This window comes from Pseudocolwellia antarctica (assembly GCF_049933045.1).
Lineage (GTDB): Bacteria > Pseudomonadota > Gammaproteobacteria > Enterobacterales > Alteromonadaceae > Pseudocolwellia.
Map to the genome: position 1 here is coordinate 194,843 of NZ_CP187926.1, position 17,808 is coordinate 212,650.

General features: G+C 35.3%; 17 protein-coding genes. 14 read left to right on the top strand and 3 right to left on the bottom strand.

From position 1 onward, the window contains the following. The 6 genes from galU to ACPUVN_RS00900 all read left to right on the top strand — a co-directional run bounded on the left by galU (position 1) and on the right by ACPUVN_RS00900 (position 7,168). The gene (gene galU, locus ACPUVN_RS00875; RefSeq protein WP_426369770.1) at positions 1 to 897 is read left to right on the top strand and encodes a UTP--glucose-1-phosphate uridylyltransferase GalU; all 897 of its coding nucleotides are present in this window, start codon (positions 1 to 3) and stop codon (positions 895 to 897) included. Positions 898 to 1,232: 335 nt separating this feature from the next. Continuing rightward, the gene (gene cysD, locus ACPUVN_RS00880) at positions 1,233 to 2,132 is read left to right on the top strand and encodes a sulfate adenylyltransferase subunit CysD (protein WP_426358451.1); all 900 of its coding nucleotides are present in this window, start codon (positions 1,233 to 1,235) and stop codon (positions 2,130 to 2,132) included. 142 nt (positions 2,133 to 2,274) lie between these two features. Further along, complete coding sequence (gene cysN, locus ACPUVN_RS00885) at positions 2,275 to 3,684, top strand: sulfate adenylyltransferase subunit CysN (RefSeq protein WP_426358450.1); 1,410 nt, start codon at positions 2,275 to 2,277, stop codon at positions 3,682 to 3,684. A gap of 82 nt (positions 3,685 to 3,766) precedes the next feature. After that, complete coding sequence (locus ACPUVN_RS00890) at positions 3,767 to 5,494, top strand: SLC13 family permease (protein WP_426358449.1); 1,728 nt, start codon at positions 3,767 to 3,769, stop codon at positions 5,492 to 5,494. A 52-nt stretch (positions 5,495 to 5,546) separates the two neighbouring features. Further along, positions 5,547 to 6,149, top strand: coding sequence for an adenylyl-sulfate kinase (gene cysC, locus ACPUVN_RS00895; RefSeq protein WP_426358448.1), 603 nt, complete (start codon positions 5,547 to 5,549; stop codon positions 6,147 to 6,149). Between the two features lie 44 nt (positions 6,150 to 6,193). Then, positions 6,194 to 7,168 (top strand): DHH family phosphoesterase, encoded by a 975-nt coding sequence (locus ACPUVN_RS00900; RefSeq protein ID WP_426360592.1) that lies wholly within the window; start codon positions 6,194 to 6,196, stop codon positions 7,166 to 7,168. Positions 7,169 to 7,325: 157 nt separating this feature from the next. On the opposite strand, the gene ACPUVN_RS00905 is transcribed toward ACPUVN_RS00900, so the two are convergent. From ACPUVN_RS00905 to ACPUVN_RS00915, 3 genes are read right to left on the bottom strand one after another with little or no spacing between them, the layout of a single operon-like run. Beyond that, positions 7,326 to 8,699 carry a sigma 54-interacting transcriptional regulator gene (locus tag ACPUVN_RS00905; protein WP_426358447.1) on the bottom strand — a complete coding sequence of 458 codons (1,374 nt, stop codon included), beginning with the start codon at positions 8,697 to 8,699 and terminating at the stop codon, positions 7,326 to 7,328. Positions 8,700 to 8,702: 3 nt separating this feature from the next. Continuing rightward, positions 8,703 to 9,302: a hypothetical protein gene (locus tag ACPUVN_RS00910; protein ID WP_426358446.1), complete on the bottom strand. Its 600-nt coding sequence runs from the start codon at positions 9,300 to 9,302 to the stop codon at positions 8,703 to 8,705. Beyond that, positions 9,302 to 10,792, bottom strand: a complete 1,491-nt coding sequence (locus ACPUVN_RS00915) for a HAMP domain-containing sensor histidine kinase (protein ID WP_426358445.1) — start codon at positions 10,790 to 10,792, stop codon at positions 9,302 to 9,304. Before ACPUVN_RS00915 ends, ACPUVN_RS00910 begins: the two co-directional genes overlap by 1 nt. A 435-nt stretch (positions 10,793 to 11,227) precedes the next feature. Between ACPUVN_RS00915 and ACPUVN_RS00920 the strand changes: the two genes are divergently transcribed. From ACPUVN_RS00920 to ACPUVN_RS00955, 8 genes are all read left to right on the top strand, one after another. After that, positions 11,228 to 11,557, top strand: a complete 330-nt coding sequence (locus ACPUVN_RS00920) for a hypothetical protein (protein WP_426358444.1) — start codon at positions 11,228 to 11,230, stop codon at positions 11,555 to 11,557. A 44-nt stretch (positions 11,558 to 11,601) separates the two neighbouring features. Continuing rightward, positions 11,602 to 11,955: a hypothetical protein gene (locus tag ACPUVN_RS00925; RefSeq protein WP_426369771.1), complete on the top strand. Its 354-nt coding sequence runs from the start codon at positions 11,602 to 11,604 to the stop codon at positions 11,953 to 11,955. Between the two features lie 117 nt (positions 11,956 to 12,072). After that, entirely contained in the window at positions 12,073 to 12,408 is a 336-nt protein-coding gene (locus ACPUVN_RS00930; protein ID WP_426358442.1) for a hypothetical protein, read from the top strand. Between the two features lie 278 nt (positions 12,409 to 12,686). Next, a complete protein-coding gene (locus ACPUVN_RS00935; protein ID WP_426358441.1) occupies positions 12,687 to 12,983 on the top strand; it encodes a hypothetical protein in 297 nt (98 codons plus the stop codon). A gap of 206 nt (positions 12,984 to 13,189) precedes the next feature. Further along, entirely contained in the window at positions 13,190 to 13,696 is a 507-nt protein-coding gene (locus ACPUVN_RS00940) for a YcxB family protein (RefSeq protein WP_426369773.1), read from the top strand. Between the two features lie 172 nt (positions 13,697 to 13,868). After that, the gene (locus ACPUVN_RS00945; RefSeq protein ID WP_426358439.1) at positions 13,869 to 14,867 is read left to right on the top strand and encodes a Fe(3+) ABC transporter substrate-binding protein; all 999 of its coding nucleotides are present in this window, start codon (positions 13,869 to 13,871) and stop codon (positions 14,865 to 14,867) included. 167 nt (positions 14,868 to 15,034) lie between these two features. After that, entirely contained in the window at positions 15,035 to 16,663 is a 1,629-nt protein-coding gene (locus ACPUVN_RS00950) for an ABC transporter permease (RefSeq protein ID WP_426358438.1), read from the top strand. Then, positions 16,660 to 17,784 carry an ABC transporter ATP-binding protein gene (locus ACPUVN_RS00955; RefSeq protein WP_426369774.1) on the top strand — a complete coding sequence of 375 codons (1,125 nt, stop codon included), beginning with the start codon at positions 16,660 to 16,662 and terminating at the stop codon, positions 17,782 to 17,784. The genes ACPUVN_RS00950 and ACPUVN_RS00955 overlap by 4 nt, the downstream gene beginning before the upstream one ends. Positions 17,785 to 17,808: the final 24 nt, after the last annotated feature.

Consider the following 17,808-nt stretch of genomic DNA (forward strand, 5'->3'; position numbering starts at 1 on the left):
ATGCCAAATAAAATAACAAAAGCAGTAATACCAGTAGCAGGACTAGGAACGCGTATGCTACCCGCTACTAAAGCAATACCAAAAGAGATGCTACCAATTGTAGATAAACCTCTTATTCAATATATTGTTAATGAGTGTATTGCAGCAGGTATTAAGGAAATCGTTTTAGTTACGCATTCATCAAAAAATGCGATTGAAAACCATTTTGATAAATCATTTGAGTTAGAAACAACCTTAGAAAAGCGTGTTAAACGTCAGTTGTTAGAAGAAATTCAAGCGATTTGTCCTAAAGGCATTACAATTTTACACGTAAGACAAGGTGAAGCTAAAGGTTTAGGTCATGCAGTATTAAAGGCTCAACCAATTATTGGTAACGAACCTTTTGTTGTTGTTTTACCTGACGTTATTTTAGATGAAACGACAGCAAACTTAAAAACTGAAAACTTAGCAGCAATGCTTACTCGTTATGATGAAGTAGGGCACAGCCAAATCATGGTTGAACCTGTACCTATGGAACAAGTAAGTAGTTATGGTGTTGTTGATTGTGGCGGACAAGAACTTGTTGCTGGCGAATCTAAAGCAATGACAGCTGTTGTTGAAAAACCTGATGTTGAAGATGCTCCGTCTAACTTAGCTGTTGTTGGTCGTTATGTACTTTCTGAAAAAATCTGGAAACTACTTGCTACTACTGCACCAGGCGCTGGCGATGAAATCCAATTAACAGATGCTATTGATAGCTTAATGGAACTTGAAACAGTTGAAGCATTCCACATGACGGGTAAATCACACGATTGTGGTTCTAAGTTAGGTTACATGAAGGCTAACGTAGAATACGGTTTACGCCATCCTGAAATTGCAGAAGACTTTAAAGCTTTCATAAAAGAATTAGTAGGCTAAAAAGCATTATCTACTAGTAAGATAAAGTTATTCACTCAATTTTATTGATGATTAACCTTTATTCTTATTGTTTTACAAAAAAACCTATAGCATTTTGTTATAGGTTTTTTTATTTTATAAAACCTAATTAATTCCCAGTTAAAAGCAGAATAAAACTAAACTTAGAGCAAAGTTTCTTAAATCAAAGCCAAATACCTCTCATATAATTTTGGCTTCAATTATTACCTTTCTTGTTATTCTTATTTCATCTAAACAAGTCGTTTCTTATATGGAAGCGTTTTCCTAGCTGTGTCATTATATCACTACTTAAATTAGACAAAAGTTATTACACAGCGATGAATTTAACTCACTTACAGAAACTTGAAGCTGAATCAATCCACATTATGCGCGAAGTTGCGGCAGAGTTTGATAACCCTGTTATGCTTTATTCCGTAGGTAAAGATTCAGCTGTATTATTACACCTTGCTCGCAAAGCTTTTGCGCCAGGTAAAATTCCATTTCCATTATTACATGTAGACACTACATGGAAATTCAAAGAAATGATCGCCTTTCGTGATGAAATGGCAAAAGAATATGGCTTTGAATTATTAGTACACAAAAACCAAGAGGGCATCGATGCAGGCGTCGGTCCATTTACTCATGGTAGTGCTAAACATACTGATATCATGAAAACTCAAGGCTTAAAGCAAGCACTTGATAAATATGGTTTTGATGCTGCTTTTGGTGGCGCACGTCGTGATGAAGAAAAGTCGCGTGCTAAAGAACGTGTGTATTCTTTCCGTGATAAAAATCACCGTTGGGATCCAAAAAGCCAACGTCCAGAGTTATGGAACATTTATAACGGTAAAGTAAATAAAGGTGAAAGTATTCGTGTTTTCCCATTATCTAACTGGACTGAATTAGACATTTGGCAGTATATCTATTTAGAAAGCATCAAAATTGTACCTTTATACCTATCTGAAAAACGTCCTGTTGTTGAACGCGATGGCACGTTAATTATGGTCGATGATGATCGTATGCCGATTGAAGAAGGCGAAGAAATACAAATGAAAAATGTACGTTTTCGTACATTAGGTTGTTACCCACTTACGGGTGCTGTTGAGTCTACCGCAACAACCTTGCCTGAAATTATTCAAGAAATGTTATTAACAAAAACTTCTGAACGCCAAGGGCGTGTTATTGACCATGATTCATCTGGGTCAATGGAGAAGAAGAAGATGGAAGGTTACTTCTAAGTCTTTTTGTTAAATAAAAACATTGAATAAAATATTCGTACAGTGGGTGAAAAGCATTAAGCAAGCCCGTTATACCGTAAAAAATTAAACGTAAATTAGGCGATAAGCATTAGCTATCGTACAAATTTCGAAAGGAACAATCATGAGTCCAGATACAGGCTTACTTGAAACAGATATTGAAGCTTATTTAAAACAGCATGAAAACAAAGAAATGGTGCGCTTCTTTACATGTGGTAGCGTTGATGATGGTAAAAGTACTTTAATTGGTCGTCTATTACACGATTCAAAAATGATCTTTGAAGATCAATTAGCGGCTATTGAAAAAGACAGCAAAAAATCAGGTACTACAGGTGAAGCTATTGATTTAGCTTTATTAGTTGACGGTCTGCAATCAGAGCGTGAACAAGGTATTACCATTGATGTTGCTTACCGTTACTTTGCTACAGATAAACGCAAGTTTATTATTGCGGATACTCCAGGTCACGAGCAATACACTCGTAACATGGCAACAGGTGCTTCAACATGTGATTTAGCAATTATATTGATTGATGCGCGTCATGGTGTACAAGTACAAACACGTCGTCATTCATTCATTTGTTCATTGTTAGGCATTAAGCATGTATTAATTGCTGTGAACAAAATGGATTTGGTTGACTACAGCCAAGAACGTTATCAAGAAATCAAAAAAGAATACCGTGAATTTGCTGAAGACTTATCATTTGAAGATGTGCGCTTTGTACCTATTTCTGCATTAAATGGTGATAACGTAGTAGACGAAAGTGTCAACATGCCTTGGTACCCAGGCGCTACGATGATGAAGCTATTAAACACTATCAAAGTTGATGGTGATGAAAGTTTCACACAGTTCAGATTTCAAGTGCAATATGTAAACCGTCCTAACCTAGATTTCCGTGGCTTTTCAGGTACGGTAGCATCAGGTCATATACGTGTTGGCGATTCAATTGTTACGCTTCCTTCAGGTAAAGAAAGTACGATTAAATCGATTGTTACTTTTGAAGGCGAAATAGATCGTGCTGATAAAGGCATGGCAGTTACGCTTACCTTAGAAAACGAGATTGATATCAGTCGCGGTGAGCTAATTGTTAAGAAAGATAACTTGCCTGTTACCTCTAAAGAAATTAATTCCACAGTGGTATGGATGCATGAAGACGAACTAGAACCAGGTCGAGATTACTACATTAAACACGGTAGTAAAATGACATCAGGTCATGCAATTAATGTTGAGCATCGTATTGATGTAAACAACATGAAAAAGATTGATGTTGACCAACTAGCGCTAAACGAAATTGGTTCAGTAAACTTTGAGTTGGAAGAAGCATTACATTTTGATGCTTACAACGACAACAAAACTTCTGGCGCATTTATCATTATCGATCGTTTAAGTAACATCACGGTAGGTGCGGGTATGATCAATCACGCGATTGATGCTAAAGATGAAAAAGCTTATTCAGAGTTTGAAATAGAGTTTAATACATTGGTTCGCAAACACTTCCCACATTGGGGTGCACGAGATATTTTAAGAGCTAAATAGCTCTTTATTGAGATCTATTTAGCCCTTTTTAAGAGCTACATTTTATGAATTACTTTAATTTATACAGCAAAGGCTCTTCTTAATGGATATATCTCAATGGTTTATGGTTGCTATTTTTATAGCAACCTTTGCTGGTCTCGTTAAGTTTCAACATGTACCTGAACGCGTATTCGCAGCTGCTATGCTTGTGTGTTTAGGTGTATCTTTTGTTTCTTATAAAGATATTTTAACTAATGCTGTTAATCCAGGATTAGTTACCCTTATTTTACTGGTTTTATGCTCTTTTACTTTTGAGCGTACCAGTGTTTTACGTCGTTTATCTACCTCTATGATCAGCGGCTCTGCCTTAGCTTCTTCAGTAAAAACATTAATTGGTACGGCGTTCTCGTCGGCGTTAATGAGTAATACGGCGGTTGTTGCTTCGCTTATTTCTACCATTAAAAATAATAAAGTGGTTAATCCTGGTAAGTTATTAATTCCATTATCTTTCGCTGCTATTTTAGGTGGTACCTTAACCTTAGTAGGTACATCCACTAACTTGATCGTTAATAGTATGTTGATTGATCAAGGTCATACCGGTTTAGGCTTTTTTGATTTCACTCTAGTAGGCGTTTGTGCTTTATCGGTGTGCTTATTGGTGATTTTTTTACGTATTAATTCACTGCCTGATATGGAGCTTCAAGAGCTTTCAACGAATGAATATTTGGTTGAAGCAGCTGTAGGTGTTGACTCAAAGCTTGTGGGTAAAAGCATTGAAGAAAATGGACTGAGAAATTTAGACTCATTGTTTTTAGTTGAACTCGTTCGCAATGGCAGATTACTTTCGCCTGTAGGTCCAGATGAAGTGGTACAAGGTAAAGACAAACTTATTTTCAGTGGTGATATTTCTAAAGTTTTAACATTACAACAATTTGATGGTTTAACCTTATTCGCTGAACAAGATGGTTTATTGCGTGAAAATTTAACGGAAGTCTTAATAAAACCTGACTCAGCTGTTGTGGGAAAAACCCTCAAGAGTGCAGGATTTAGAGCGCGCTTTGATGCAGCTGTTGTGGCGATTCGACGTGAAGGCTCAACCTTGTCGGGTAAGTTAGGTGAAATTACCTTACAGTCAGGCGATTTTCTGATTTTAGCAGTAGGTAACGACTTTAGTTCGCGAACTAACTTATCAAAAAACTTTTTTATATTGTCGGGTCATCAACCTGAAAATATGCTGAGTGGCTGGCGCGACTCATTAACAGTCATTGGATTTTTAGTGACTATTGCAGCATCTGCTTTAACATCTATATCCTTAGTCACCTGTTTGATTTTTTATATTTCATTACTTATTTTTACAGGTTGTTTAACGGTAAATGAAATTAAACGTCGTTTCCCTTTAGAAATTTGGATGATAGTTCTTGGTGCGTTAACTTTAGCAAAATCACTCGAAAGTAGCGGAGTGGTTAATCTGTTGGCTAATAGTTTAGAAAGTTTATTACAAGGGCAAAGTCACTACACCGCACTTATTCTCATTTTTATAGTCACTTTGCTATTAACCGAAATTATAACGAATACTGCAGCAGCAGCTTTAATTTTTCCTATTGCGTACAGTATGAGTGTGGGATTAGAAGCTAGTCCATTACCTTTTGTAATGGCAGTAGCATTTGCTGCAAGTGGCAGTTTTATGAGTCCTTATGGCTATCAAACAAATGTTATGGTGTATAACGCAGGTAATTATAAATTGACCGACTTTGTGAAGTTTGGTTTACCTGTTTCACTCACTTATAGTGTGATTGTACTAGCGTTGTTACCTTGGGTATTTCCTTTTTAGGAAAGCTAAAAATTATAGATTGACCGTCCGTCTACCGAAATAATAGAGAAAAATGATGAAAACAGAAAATACCGTATGGCACGAACAAAATATTACTAAAGAGCAACGCTCTGCGCAAAAGAATCAGAAGCCTTGTTTATTATGGTACACAGGATTAAGTGGCTCGGGTAAATCAACCGTCGCTAATGCGGTAGATGCATTATTATTTGAACGTGGCTGTCATAGTTACTTATTGGATGGCGATAATGTACGCCATGGTTTAAATGGTGATTTAGGTTTTAGTGATGAAGACAGAATTGAAAATATTCGTCGTATCAGCCAAGTAGCTAAGTTATTTGTTGATTCAGGTTTGATTGTTTCTACCGCTTTCATTTCTCCTTTTGCTACTGATAGAGCGATGGCAAGTGACATGCTTGAGCAAGGTGAATTTATGGAAGTTTACATAGATACGCCAATAGCCATATGTGAGCAACGCGATCCTAAAGGCTTATACAAAAAAGCTCGTGCTGGCGAAATCAAAGATTTTACAGGTATAGATTCAACTTACGATGTACCAACAGCTCCAGCTATTCATGTAAAAACTGACGAAAAGTCGATTAAAGAATGTGCCGAACAAATAGTACAACACCTAATTGATAATCAATTTATTCAGTAAGCTCTTTACTTAAAAAAGCTTAATAAATGAAAGGAAAGAATTACATGCATTTTGATGTGTTTAATGGTGATGCTGACGGTATTATTGCGCTGGTTCAATTACGACTTGCTGAGCCTAAAGAATCGACTTTAATAACAGGTGTTAAAAGAGATATAAGCTTACTTAAGCAAGTAGATGTTGAAACTGCAGACACGATTACCGTGCTTGATATCTCGCTTGAGAAAAACATTGATGCACTGAATCTTCATTTAGAAAATAAAACGCCTGTTTTTTATATTGATCATCACCGTGCTGGCGATATTCCACGTTCTGAACATTTAACAACGTTGATTAATACCGATGCAAATACTTGCACTAGCTTATTGGTTAATGACTATTTAAAAGGTGCGTATGTTCATTGGGCTGTTGCAGCTGCTTTTGGCGATAACATGACTCAATCAGCGATTACGTTAGCTGAAAGTGCTGGTTTATCTCAAGCACAGCAAGACCAACTTAAAGCCCTAGGTATTTACATTAATTACAACGGCTATGGTCGTGATGTTGATGATTTGCATTTTCATCCAGCAGAGCTTTATAAAGCGTTATTAGCTTACGCTGATCCACTTGATTTGATTGCTGAACAAGGTTCTATCTTTCATCAGTTAGAAAAAGCTTATTTAAGCGATATGGAAAAAGCCTTAACAGCGCAAGTATTAGCTGACACTCATATCAGCAAAGTGGTTCAGTTAGATGATGCACCTTGGGCGAGAAGAGTCAGTGGTGTATTCGGTAATGATTTAGCAAACCAATCACCTGATAAAGCTCATGCTGTTGTTACGTTAAACGCTGTTAAAGCTGATGAAGAAGCAACATATACAGTAAGTGTGAGAGCACCGTTAAACAATAAACAGGGCGCTGATGAAGTGTGTATTCAGTTTCCAACGGGCGGTGGCAGAGCTGGTGCAGCAGGTATTAACTTATTACCACAAACTATGCTGTCGAACTTTATTGATACTTTGAATGAATATTATAAAGCTTAAGATAATTACTTTAGTTTTGTTGATGTTTTAATGTAACCTTCCTTTTATCGAAAAATAAAATCACCCAATTTACGGGTGATTTTTTGTTTATAACATGCACTTTTTTAACTTCTGATCTTGCACTTATGCATTAGATTTTTAGCTTTTAGGTTTGAATTTAATCTTCAGACCTAAAAGCCTCAGCGGTTAAGTGATGGCGATTGAGTAACTTATAAAACTCGGTTCTATTGCGTTGCGCTATCTTTGCTGCCTTAGATACATTACCTGCAGTTATTTGTAGTAGCTTAGCTAAATAGTCACGTTCGAATTTATCTTTCGCTTGCTGAAACGAGGGTAAGATTGTGGTTTTATCGCGAAGTGCATTTTTAACTAAGGTTTCACTAATTAATGGCTCTGTTGATAATGCGACACTTTGTTCTACAATATTCTGCAATTGTCTGATATTGCCAGGCCAAGGCGCACTGATAAGTAATTCCATAGCTTCTTGTGAAAAACCTTTAATATCCGTATCAATTTTTTCGAGTACATTATTTAAGAAGTGTTGAATAAGTAGAGGAATATCTTCTCGTCTTTCTGATAACGGCGGTAACTCTAATTCTACAACGTTGAGTCGGTAGTAAAGATCTTCTCTGAACGTTTGATCAATAATAGCTTGCTGCAAATTTTTATGAGTCGCTGCAATAATACGTACATCAACTTTTATTGATTGTGTGCTGCCGACAGGGCGAACCTCTCTTTCTTGCAGTGCACGTAATAGTTTTACTTGGAAATTCATTGGCATATCACCAATTTCATCTAGAAATAATGTGCCACCATTTGTCGCCTCAAATAGACCAACATGATTTCTTTCTGCGCCAGTAAATGCACCTTTTGTATGGCCAAACAGCTCAGACTCTAACAATTGTTCAGGTATCGCTGCACAGTTAATGGCTGTAAATTTTCCAGAGCGCCTATGACTTGCTTGATGTATTGCATTAGCGAGCAATTCTTTACCTGTTCCACTTTGGCTGTGGATCAAAATACTAAAATCACTTTTTGCTACTTGGCGAGTTTGATTCAATAACGAACTCATTATCGTACTGCGACTAATAATGTTTTTACGCCATAATTCATCTTGATCTGGGTTATCTATATCAATAGGTTGAAGTCGTATTGCTTGTGAAACTGTATCAAGTAATTCTTTACTTTCAAATGGCTTAGTTAAAAAGCTAAAGACGCCTTGTTTAGTTGCACTTATGGCGTCTGGAATCGTGCCATGTGCCGTTAAAATGATAACGGGCATGCTAGGGTGCTGTTGACGAACTTGTTCAAATAATGCCATTCCATCCATACCTTCCATACGTAAATCACTGATCACTAAGTGAGGATGAAAAGTTTTTAATTTACCTAAGGCAACTTTAGCGTTTTCAGCCGACTCAACTTTATAGTTAGCCGCAGAAAGACGAATACCGAGTAAGCGCAGTAGATGAGGATCATCATCAACGATGAGTATTTTTCCATTAACAGGGGCAGTTGTGGTTGATTGATTCATAAACTAATTCCCATGCTCGCTAATATTTTCTTCAATACGATGAAGTTGATTGATTTGTTCTTTAAGTAATTTTACTTGTTGTTCTAATTCTTTAACTGTTTTACCGCTCTGCTTAAGCTTTTGCTCTTGTTGAACTGAGGTTTCTTTTTGATCAATAAGGAGCTTTTGAGAGTTTCTAAAATCTACATTAATGTTGTCGTACTTTTGAATCATCAATAATTGTTCATTAAGTAAATCTCTTAACAGAGTAATTAAAGCTAAATTAGTTGGGTTATAACGCGACTCAATATATTGAAGTTGCAGCTCGTTTAATAACGATTTAGCCGTATAAGGATTGTATATTGGTGATTTGGGGAGACTGTGTAGCAGTATTAAATAAATGTCTGCATCTGGGCTCTGTGTTTTTTTGTTTATGTTTTGTTGGGCTATTTCTTGTAATAATTGATTGTTATCTAAACTTTTTAGCCAAAGATAATAATCACCATAAGTTGGGATGCGAATTGTTTCTTTTACTGGAGTTAATTGACAAGCGCTAATGCTTATCATCAAGCCTACTGCGGCAAGTGATTTTACAATTGATTTTGTTTTTGAAAAGAGATTCATTATGGTGTTCCTACTAAAAATGCTCGAGGTAATATTAAGGTAAATGTAGTACCACTTGGTTCTTGTGTTTTACTGGTAACGCTAATGTTTCCATTAATACGCATTAATAATTCTTTAACTATGGTTAAGCCTAAACCGCTACCTTTTATCTCGTTTCCTTGTGGAGCTGGACCCTGATAAAAAGCATCGAAAACTTTATTCATCACTTCTTCGTTTAGCCCCATACCTTCATCCGTTATTGTTATTTTCAACTGCTCAGCTACTAATGACGTGCTAAGAGAAATCCTACTATTTTCGGGTGAATATTTTATCGCATTCGACAGTAAGTTATCTAAAATAACGGCAAGTTGTTTAGCGTTACTGTATATGGTGATATTTTCGAAAGTTGTGTGTAAATCTATGTGTTTACGTTTTATATCTAACTTTCTTTCGTTAATTACACTGCCAATTAATGGCGTCACGTGAAGTTTTTCAGAGTCTTGTAAACTGGTAGAATCTAATACAATGTTAAAGTCTAAAAGGTCTTCAATTAAACGTTGTAAACGGGTTACGCTGGTTCTAATAATATCACTGATTTCCTGTTGATCAGGATTCAAAGCACCTACGCTATTATCATACAGTAATTCCGTTCCTTCCCTGATAGCTGCAAGTGGTGTTTTTAATTCATGAGATATATGTCTAATAAAGCTAGATTTCTGTAATTCTAAAGCATGCAGCCTAGTTCTCATTACTTCTAGCGCATCAACAATTTCATTTATTTCTGGTGAGCTTTTCAAGGCTATTTGATGTTCAAAATTTCCTTGCTCAAGTTGTTGTATTTCCGCAATCAACTTCTTTAAAGGTTTGGTAATTATGATGATAAAAAACACAGCAATTAAAATGGTAATCGGGATGATTAACAAGCTGTTTAGCATAGTTTGTCTGAGTAAGTTTGCTGACGTTTTTACTTCTTTTGCTTGGTTGTATATAACTTCGTTACTACGCTGGTTAATACGATTATACGTTTTAGCCAATAACTTAAACTGGTCTTGCAGTTGAGTTAAATACAAGGTTTGATCATTTTCAGGCGAGAGTAATTGATTGATAAACATTATTTCATTCAGAAACTGGTTGCTAAGCTCTTTCAGGTTTTTATCAGGATGATCAATTAAATGTTGGTTGGTTATTGTCAGTAATCGTTCTTCTTCAATAAAATAATTATTCGTTAGCTCTTTGTTCTTAAGAACAATTGATTGGCTAGCGTATCTTTCCATTTTTACAAGCAACTCACTTAGCTGTTTACTGGTTTCAGTAAACTCAGCAGCATTAAAAATAGCATCTTCACTTTGATTAGATAATTTATTTATTTGGGCTGCACTGTATAACAATGCAAGAACAAGAGGTAAGGCTACAAGCGAAAAACCTAATAGTGTTAGCTTCTTAATCGAAAGGGTGTCTAAGCCTGTTATTTGGTAGATCTTGTAAAGGTTTGAGAGAGATGAATTGCCCACCGTAGTAACAGCCTGCTTTATAAGTAGAGTAATCCCTCCTTTTTAAGTGAAATACAGGGTAAACGCAATAGTGTCTCTATTTGGATACACTATTTATTTTCCTTTTTTACGTACTTAATTTATTGTTTTTAAAGGATTTAGTTTTTTATTGTTTGTTACTTATACCATTTAAATATTGTTAAATTATTTATGTGTCTCCATCTAGAGACAAAGTTAATGTGCTTTTGTTTTAAATTCCTTTTAAAACAGTTGGTTATGATGTGGCACGCCTTGTGCTATACCTAGGTTGGTTACAGTGTTATTTGATATGTTTTATATTTCTTTCTCCTTTTGCTTGTAGATGGAATGTTGCTAAGTAGGTTATCCCCCTTAATTAGCACATATATATTTTTAGTAGTAACACTGTTTAATTATTTGAATAAAGAAGGGCTCATTATGAAAAACGTAAGTTTAGCTAAAATAACTTTAAGCTTAATACTCGTTGCTGTAACTGGCTCCACAGTATATGCGAATGAAGTTACTCCAACTATTACTGCAGTTGAAGATACTGGTGAAGTAACGAGCTCTTTTTCTTTAAAACAATTCGATTTCACACAACTTTTAACGGTGTTTGATATTGATAAAAATGGTTTTTTAAGTGAAGCAGAGTTAGCTACAAGCGATAACGTAGCACTTAGAACCGTGTTTAAAAGTTTAGATTCAAATAAAGATGCAAGCATTAGTGCTGAAGAGTTTAGCGCTTTTGATGAAAAAAAATCGTATTAGTATTCAATCATTTAATTTTAATCATTAACAATTAAGGAATTATCATGAATAACTCAAACTTAGTGAAAATGACTCTTGGCGTAGCATTAGCAACTGTTGCTACTTTTGTTGTAAATGCAAATGACATCACTTCAAAAGTGAGTGAAGCAATAACTACTACTGAAGCTAGCATAACTGAAGTAAAAGAATTGCAAGTAATTGAACCAGTAGAGTCAGTTATTTCATTACAAGAGAAAGACTTTTCACAACTTTTATCAGATTTCGATGCAGATCAAAATGGTGCTTTAAGTGAAAAAGAATTAGAAACCAGTGATAACGAAGCCCTTAAAATGGCTTTTAAAAATCTGGATGTGAATGAAGATTTACATATTAGTGCGAATGAATTCAGCAATTTATAGCACTTAATTTAGCATTGCTGAATGTTATTTATCCGACTCCTTTGATAATTAGCATTTCAGCAAAATCATAATTTAACGGACTAAAAATACGTTTAAATTTTAAAAACAGGAAAGAAAATGAACAACATAAGCTTAGTTAAAATTACATTAGCCGTTGCCCTTGCAACAATCGCAACATTCATTGTAAATGCGAATGTAATTTCTCCTATGGAAACCGACCTACAAGACACTATCGTTTTTGCAGACGTTCAAGATATTGTCGAGGTAGAAGGTTCTACTGTACAGCAAAAATCTTTTGCTAAGCTTTTAACAAAGTTTGATACCAACAAAAATGGTGCTTTAAGTGAAGTTGAGTTATCAACTAGCGATAACGAAGCGCTTAAAATGGTGTTTAAGAATTTAGATTTAAATGAAGATGCTGATCTTAGTTTAGATGAATTTAATGCTTTTTAGTTTAAAACTGAGTTAATTGATAACTCAGTTCTGAATGACTTTTTTGTAAAAGTTGACCCTTACTTGATAGGTAAAAGCATTCAAATTTTATGCTATCTGAGTATTCCTTTGGATTTACTATTAATCCATTTATGCCGGCTATATTTCTACTTTTCAGCCGGCTTTTTTTTATTCCATACGTTTGAAGCTGTTGAGCTTATTTCAATAGCAAATTACCTATAAGTTTATCAGCTTCAAAGTATACAAAGCACTAACACAAACTACAGAGAAACCTTGTAATGCAACCTGACCTTACACGTTATATTGAATTAAATAATTGGATCTTCGAGATAAAAAGTATTAAGGCTATTAGAGTTGATACGTACGGCGAACCTTACAGTGCCACAGCAAACTTATGTATTAATAATGACAATGCTTATCTTGATGGGGTAATGACTCGTGATCAGAAAGACTTAAAAGAAGAAGATTATTTAACTTTTATGGCGCTATGTGAAAAACTTGGAATTACTAAAGTTAAGTTCGACAATTATAGTGAGCAGAATGTATTTGAGGAAAGAATAAAAGTTGCTCAATAAACATATTGCAACTAGTACAACACCCGTTAGTAAAGTTCAGTAATTACACCACTTATACCATCTTAAAAATATGAGCAAAGGATTTGCTTCTATATTTCATTTTATTATCTAATCTCTCACTTGTTTTAAATTCCTGATTATTCCTATCATCTGATAGCACTTAACGATAAAATAATGGTTAATATAACTCTATTATTAAACGAGCCATGACCACACCATTCTCATATTCTCATACATTTACATTAGACAAAGATCATTTTAATGAGTGCTACAGCCAATCTGTTGTAAATGACCAATCGATAAAAGCCTATTTTAAAGCCATTATTTTAAGCGTATTTGGTATTCTTCTTGTGTTGTTTAGTGATGTGAATCCTTACGCCGCTTGGTTTGTTTTTGCTTTAGGTATTTTAGAGGCTATTAGTATTTATTATCGCCAACCGTGGTGGGTAATGCGTCAGCTTTTAGGAAAGTCTGCAAAAGGTGATGTTACGCTTATTGTTGATGATAAAGGTATAGCAACAAATTCTTTTTACATAAAGAACATGGTGCTTTGGCAAAATATCTCAGCCTTTAAAAAAACTGATTTAGGTTGGGTTATTAGTCATGAGTTCGGAAACAACTATATTTCAAATACTTGTTTGTCATCTGAAGCTATTGCCTTATTTGAAGAATACCAAGCTGAGTTAGTAGCAAAAAAATCTAAAGAAACGTAATTAATTATTAGCGCTGAACTATTATTTTTAATAATAACCCGCATATATTTGGTTACAGATATATTACAAATCACAAATGAGAATTATTCGTAAATTTTAATGGGTAAGGTATAATCAATTTTAATCTTCACTTAGTTTCAATTTAGTTACTATAAATAATTTAGGTAAATTAATGTTAAAAAAAATAGTTAGTGTAATGGTATTTATGGCTTGTTTTGCTGCAAATGCAAAAGAAGAAGTTAACGTATATTCATATAGACAACCATTTTTAGTTGAGCCTTTATTTAAAAAGTTTACTGACAAAACAGGTGTTAAAGTTAATGTTGTTTTTGCTAAAAATGGCATGGTTGAACGTTTAAAGCGTGAAGGTAAACATAGCCCTGCCGATATTTTATTAACTAATGATATTAGTCGCCTTGTTGATTTACATAACAGTGAGTTATTACAAACAGTAACCTCAACTAATATCGAACAAGCTATCCCTACACAATATCGTTCAGCAGATAATCAGTGGTTTGCTTTAACAACTCGTGTAAGAAATATATATTCTGCTAAGCGTTTAGGTGATATTGATTTTAATTACGAAGATTTAGCTAAACCAGAATGGAAAGGACGTATTTGTACGCGCAGTGGCAAGCATATATATAACGTTGCTTTGATCGCTTCAATGATTGCTGAGCATGGTGAAGCGGAAACTCTTACTTGGTTAGAAGGTGTTAAAAGTAACTTAGCACGTAAACCTCAAGGTAATGATCGCAGCCAAGTACAAGCGATTAATCAAGGTTTATGTGATGTGTCTTTAGGTAATAGTTATTATTTTGGTAACATGTTACAAGACGAGAAACAGAAGGTTTGGGCTGAAAGTGTAAATATTAACTTTCCTAATCAAAGTAACCGTGGCGCACATGTTAATGTTTCAGGAATGGGAATGGCAAAACATGCTCCTAATAGTGATAATGCTAAAGCTTTAATGGAATTTTTAGTTTCAGTACCAGCACAAGAGCTTTATGCAGAAACGAATTTAGAATATCCAGTAAGAGAAGGCGTTAAAGTATCTGAACTTGTTGCATCTTGGGGCAAATTCTCAACAGATAAACTTCCATTAGAAGCGCTAGCTCAACACAGAAAAACAGCGTTAATGTTGTTAGATAAAGTACAATTTGATTTATAACACTTCATTATTGGCTGCTAAGTTTTTTTGAATAAATAATAAACACAGATTAATGTTGATGATTTTATTAGCATTAATCTGATAAACTTTAAGCCTGATGCCAGTTCGATTTATGAATTGATCTGTGTAAACTCATCAATTCATAATAAAAATGGCAGTGTAGTATCTTGATATCAGGTAACCGCAGTAAAGCTTGGCGCATTATTAGCTGGGTTATCGCAAGTGTATTAATACTACCTATTTTTATTATGTTAGGAAGTGGCTTAAGTGCCACGACCGAATTATTCTCCCATTTATGGGGCACCGTATTACCCACCTACATTGTAAACACCTTATATTTAGCTTTAATTGTTGGCATTCTATCAAGCCTTTTTGGTGTGACTTGTGCGGCATTAATTACTCAAACTAATATCAAAGCCAAAAATACTCTTAGATGGTTACTCATGTTGCCATTAGCTATGCCTGCCTATTTAGTTGCTTATTTGTATACAGATTTGTTTGATTACGCTGGGCCTGTGCAACGTTTTCTCAGAACGACATTTAATTGGAGTTCGCCTAGTGATTATTGGTTTTTTGATATAAGAACTTTGCTCGGTGCTGGCGTTGTTATTTCTTTGGTGTTATTTCCTTATGTTTATATGTTGACTCGGACAGCGTTTGAGCAACAAGATCAAAATCTTCATCGAGCCAGCCGATTATTAGGTTTAACTACTTTTCAAAGTTTCTATAAAATAGGGCTGCCTTTAGCTCGACCTGCAATTGCTATCGCGATCAGTTTAGTGCTTATGGAAACCTTAGCTGACTTTGCTACCGTGCAATACTTTGCTGTAAATACCTTAACTACTGCGGTATACGATACTTGGTTAGGTTATGGCGACTTATCAACTGCTAATGCTTTAGCCAGCTTACTTATGCTGATGGTGTTTTTAGTGGTGTTATTTGAACAAAAAGTGCGAATGAACAAAAGGCATCAATCTAATCGCCCGATAACTTCTAGCCATGAAATTTTATTAACGGCGCCACAGCAAATACTCGCCAGTTTATTTTGTTGGGGTTTAGCTGTATTAGGTTTTTTATTGCCTTTAGCACTGCTGGTCATCATGGCATTAGAATATGCGAGCTTTGAACAAATAGATGAACTGATTTCAACAGGATTTAATAGTATTGAATTAGCTGTTTATACTGCCACTATTGCGACATGTATTGCGCTTGTTTTAGTCCTTTATAAACGCTTACATAAAGACAAACTGAAAACATTGCCTGTTAATGCATCTGGCTTTGGTTATGCTATCCCTGGCACTGTATTAGCAATGGCAATGTTAGCGACATTTGGCCCGTTAGATAATTATATAAATGACCTAGCTGCATATATGGGATTGGAAGAACCAGGGCTTATTTTATCAGGCACTATTTTTGCGATTGTATTTGCCTTTGTTGTTCGGTTTTCAGCCATTGCTAATGGCACCATTTCAGGTGGCGTAGAACAAATATCTGCGTCTATTGATTTAGCTCCGCCAAGTTTAGGAGTGGGGCGCTTAAAAGGTATTTTAACGGTACATATCCCTCTGCTTAAATCATCAATCTTTATTGCTTGGTTGTTAGTTTTTGTTGAAGCCATGAAAGAATTGCCTGCCGTGTTACTATTGCGTCCATTTAATTTCGACACCTTAAGCACGCAAATATATCAACTCATTTCAGACGAACGACTTGAGCAAGGTGCAATTGGCGCTATTTTGATTGTAGCATTTGGATTAATTCCCATTATTTGGTTAAATAAAAACGAGGATAAGGCGTGACCCACATTATAGAAATTCATCAATTACAGGTGAAACTACAACAAAAAACTATTTTGTCGGATATCAGCTTTGCCCTTGAAGCAGGTGATATATTAGGTTTAGTCGGTCCAAGTGGCTGTGGTAAAACGACATTACTAAACACCTTAGCAGGATTTATTGAGCAAGAAGATGGTAGTATTTCTATTGGTGATTCAGCGTTAATCACGAAACAAAATTTATTACCGCCAGAGCAACGTAACATCGGGATGATATTTCAAGACTATGCCTTATTTCCCCATCTAACGGTTGAGAAAAATGTTGGCTTTGGAATTGATAAGCTAGACAAAGCCAGTAGATCAGCAAGAATTAACGAATTACTGAGTTTATTAGAATTAAAAGATCTTGGTCAGCGCTATCCTCATCAATTATCAGGAGGTCAACAGCAGCGTGTTGCTATTGCTCGTGCTTTAGCGCCTCAGCCACAAGTATTATTACTTGATGAACCCTTTTCTAATATTGATGCACGTTTACGTAATGAATTGATGATAGAGATTCGTCAATTACTCAAATCGTTAAACATGACGGCTATCTTTGTTACTCACAATAAAGACGAAGTTTTTACATTTGCGGATAAAATAGCGGTGATGTATGAAGGTCAGTTATTACAAATAGGCTCGCCAATATACGTGAGTCAGCATCCTAATAGTTGGCAAGTTGCAGACTTTCTTCAGCTGGGGAGTTGGTTACCGTTCAAAAAAACAGAAAACCTGATTGAAACAGCTTTAGGTATTATCGAATTAGATTCAACGACTCAGCTCAGCAATCATATACAAAGTACTAATGAAAGTAGTGATAGTCGTTCTGATGAAAGCACGCTTGCCGAAAGTAAGAACAAACAAGTTATGCTGATTAAACCTAAAGATGTTGACGTTGTTTTTGATAATAAACCTAATGTTGTCGTTAATCACATAGGGATCACTGAACAAGGTTATCATTACATTGTAAATAGTATCGAAAATTCAGAAGAATTGAACATCAACAGACTCAGTTTTCATCATGAACAAGTCTTCGAATTAGGTCAGAAGCTATCTATTTGTATAAAATCCCACCATTATTTAACATTTCAACGAGATGCGGTTTAGGCCGTTATTAACGTGGGAATTGCA

What these genes read in the sequence shown, in the direction of transcription:
- cysD (WP_426358451.1), top strand. Translation starts at nt 1,233, where the DNA reads ATGAATTTAACTCACTTACAGAAACTTGAAGCTGAATCAATCCACATT.
- ACPUVN_RS00925 (WP_426369771.1), top strand. Translation starts at nt 11,602, where the DNA reads ATGAATAACTCAAACTTAGTGAAAATGACTCTTGGCGTAGCATTAGCA.
- ACPUVN_RS00905 (WP_426358447.1), bottom strand. Translation starts at nt 8,699, where the DNA reads ATGAATCAATCAACCACAACTGCCCCTGTTAATGGAAAAATACTCATC.
- cysN (WP_426358450.1), top strand. Translation starts at nt 2,275, where the DNA reads ATGAGTCCAGATACAGGCTTACTTGAAACAGATATTGAAGCTTATTTA.
- galU (WP_426369770.1), top strand. Translation starts at nt 1, where the DNA reads ATGCCAAATAAAATAACAAAAGCAGTAATACCAGTAGCAGGACTAGGA.
- ACPUVN_RS00900 (WP_426360592.1), top strand. Translation starts at nt 6,194, where the DNA reads ATGCATTTTGATGTGTTTAATGGTGATGCTGACGGTATTATTGCGCTG.
- ACPUVN_RS00890 (WP_426358449.1), top strand. Translation starts at nt 3,767, where the DNA reads ATGGATATATCTCAATGGTTTATGGTTGCTATTTTTATAGCAACCTTT.
- ACPUVN_RS00920 (WP_426358444.1), top strand. Translation starts at nt 11,228, where the DNA reads ATGAAAAACGTAAGTTTAGCTAAAATAACTTTAAGCTTAATACTCGTT.
- cysC (WP_426358448.1), top strand. Translation starts at nt 5,547, where the DNA reads ATGATGAAAACAGAAAATACCGTATGGCACGAACAAAATATTACTAAA.
- ACPUVN_RS00930 (WP_426358442.1), top strand. Translation starts at nt 12,073, where the DNA reads ATGAACAACATAAGCTTAGTTAAAATTACATTAGCCGTTGCCCTTGCA.
- ACPUVN_RS00910 (WP_426358446.1), bottom strand. Translation starts at nt 9,302, where the DNA reads ATGAATCTCTTTTCAAAAACAAAATCAATTGTAAAATCACTTGCCGCA.
- ACPUVN_RS00935 (WP_426358441.1), top strand. Translation starts at nt 12,687, where the DNA reads ATGCAACCTGACCTTACACGTTATATTGAATTAAATAATTGGATCTTC.
- ACPUVN_RS00940 (WP_426369773.1), top strand. Translation starts at nt 13,190, where the DNA reads ATGACCACACCATTCTCATATTCTCATACATTTACATTAGACAAAGAT.
- ACPUVN_RS00945 (WP_426358439.1), top strand. Translation starts at nt 13,869, where the DNA reads ATGTTAAAAAAAATAGTTAGTGTAATGGTATTTATGGCTTGTTTTGCT.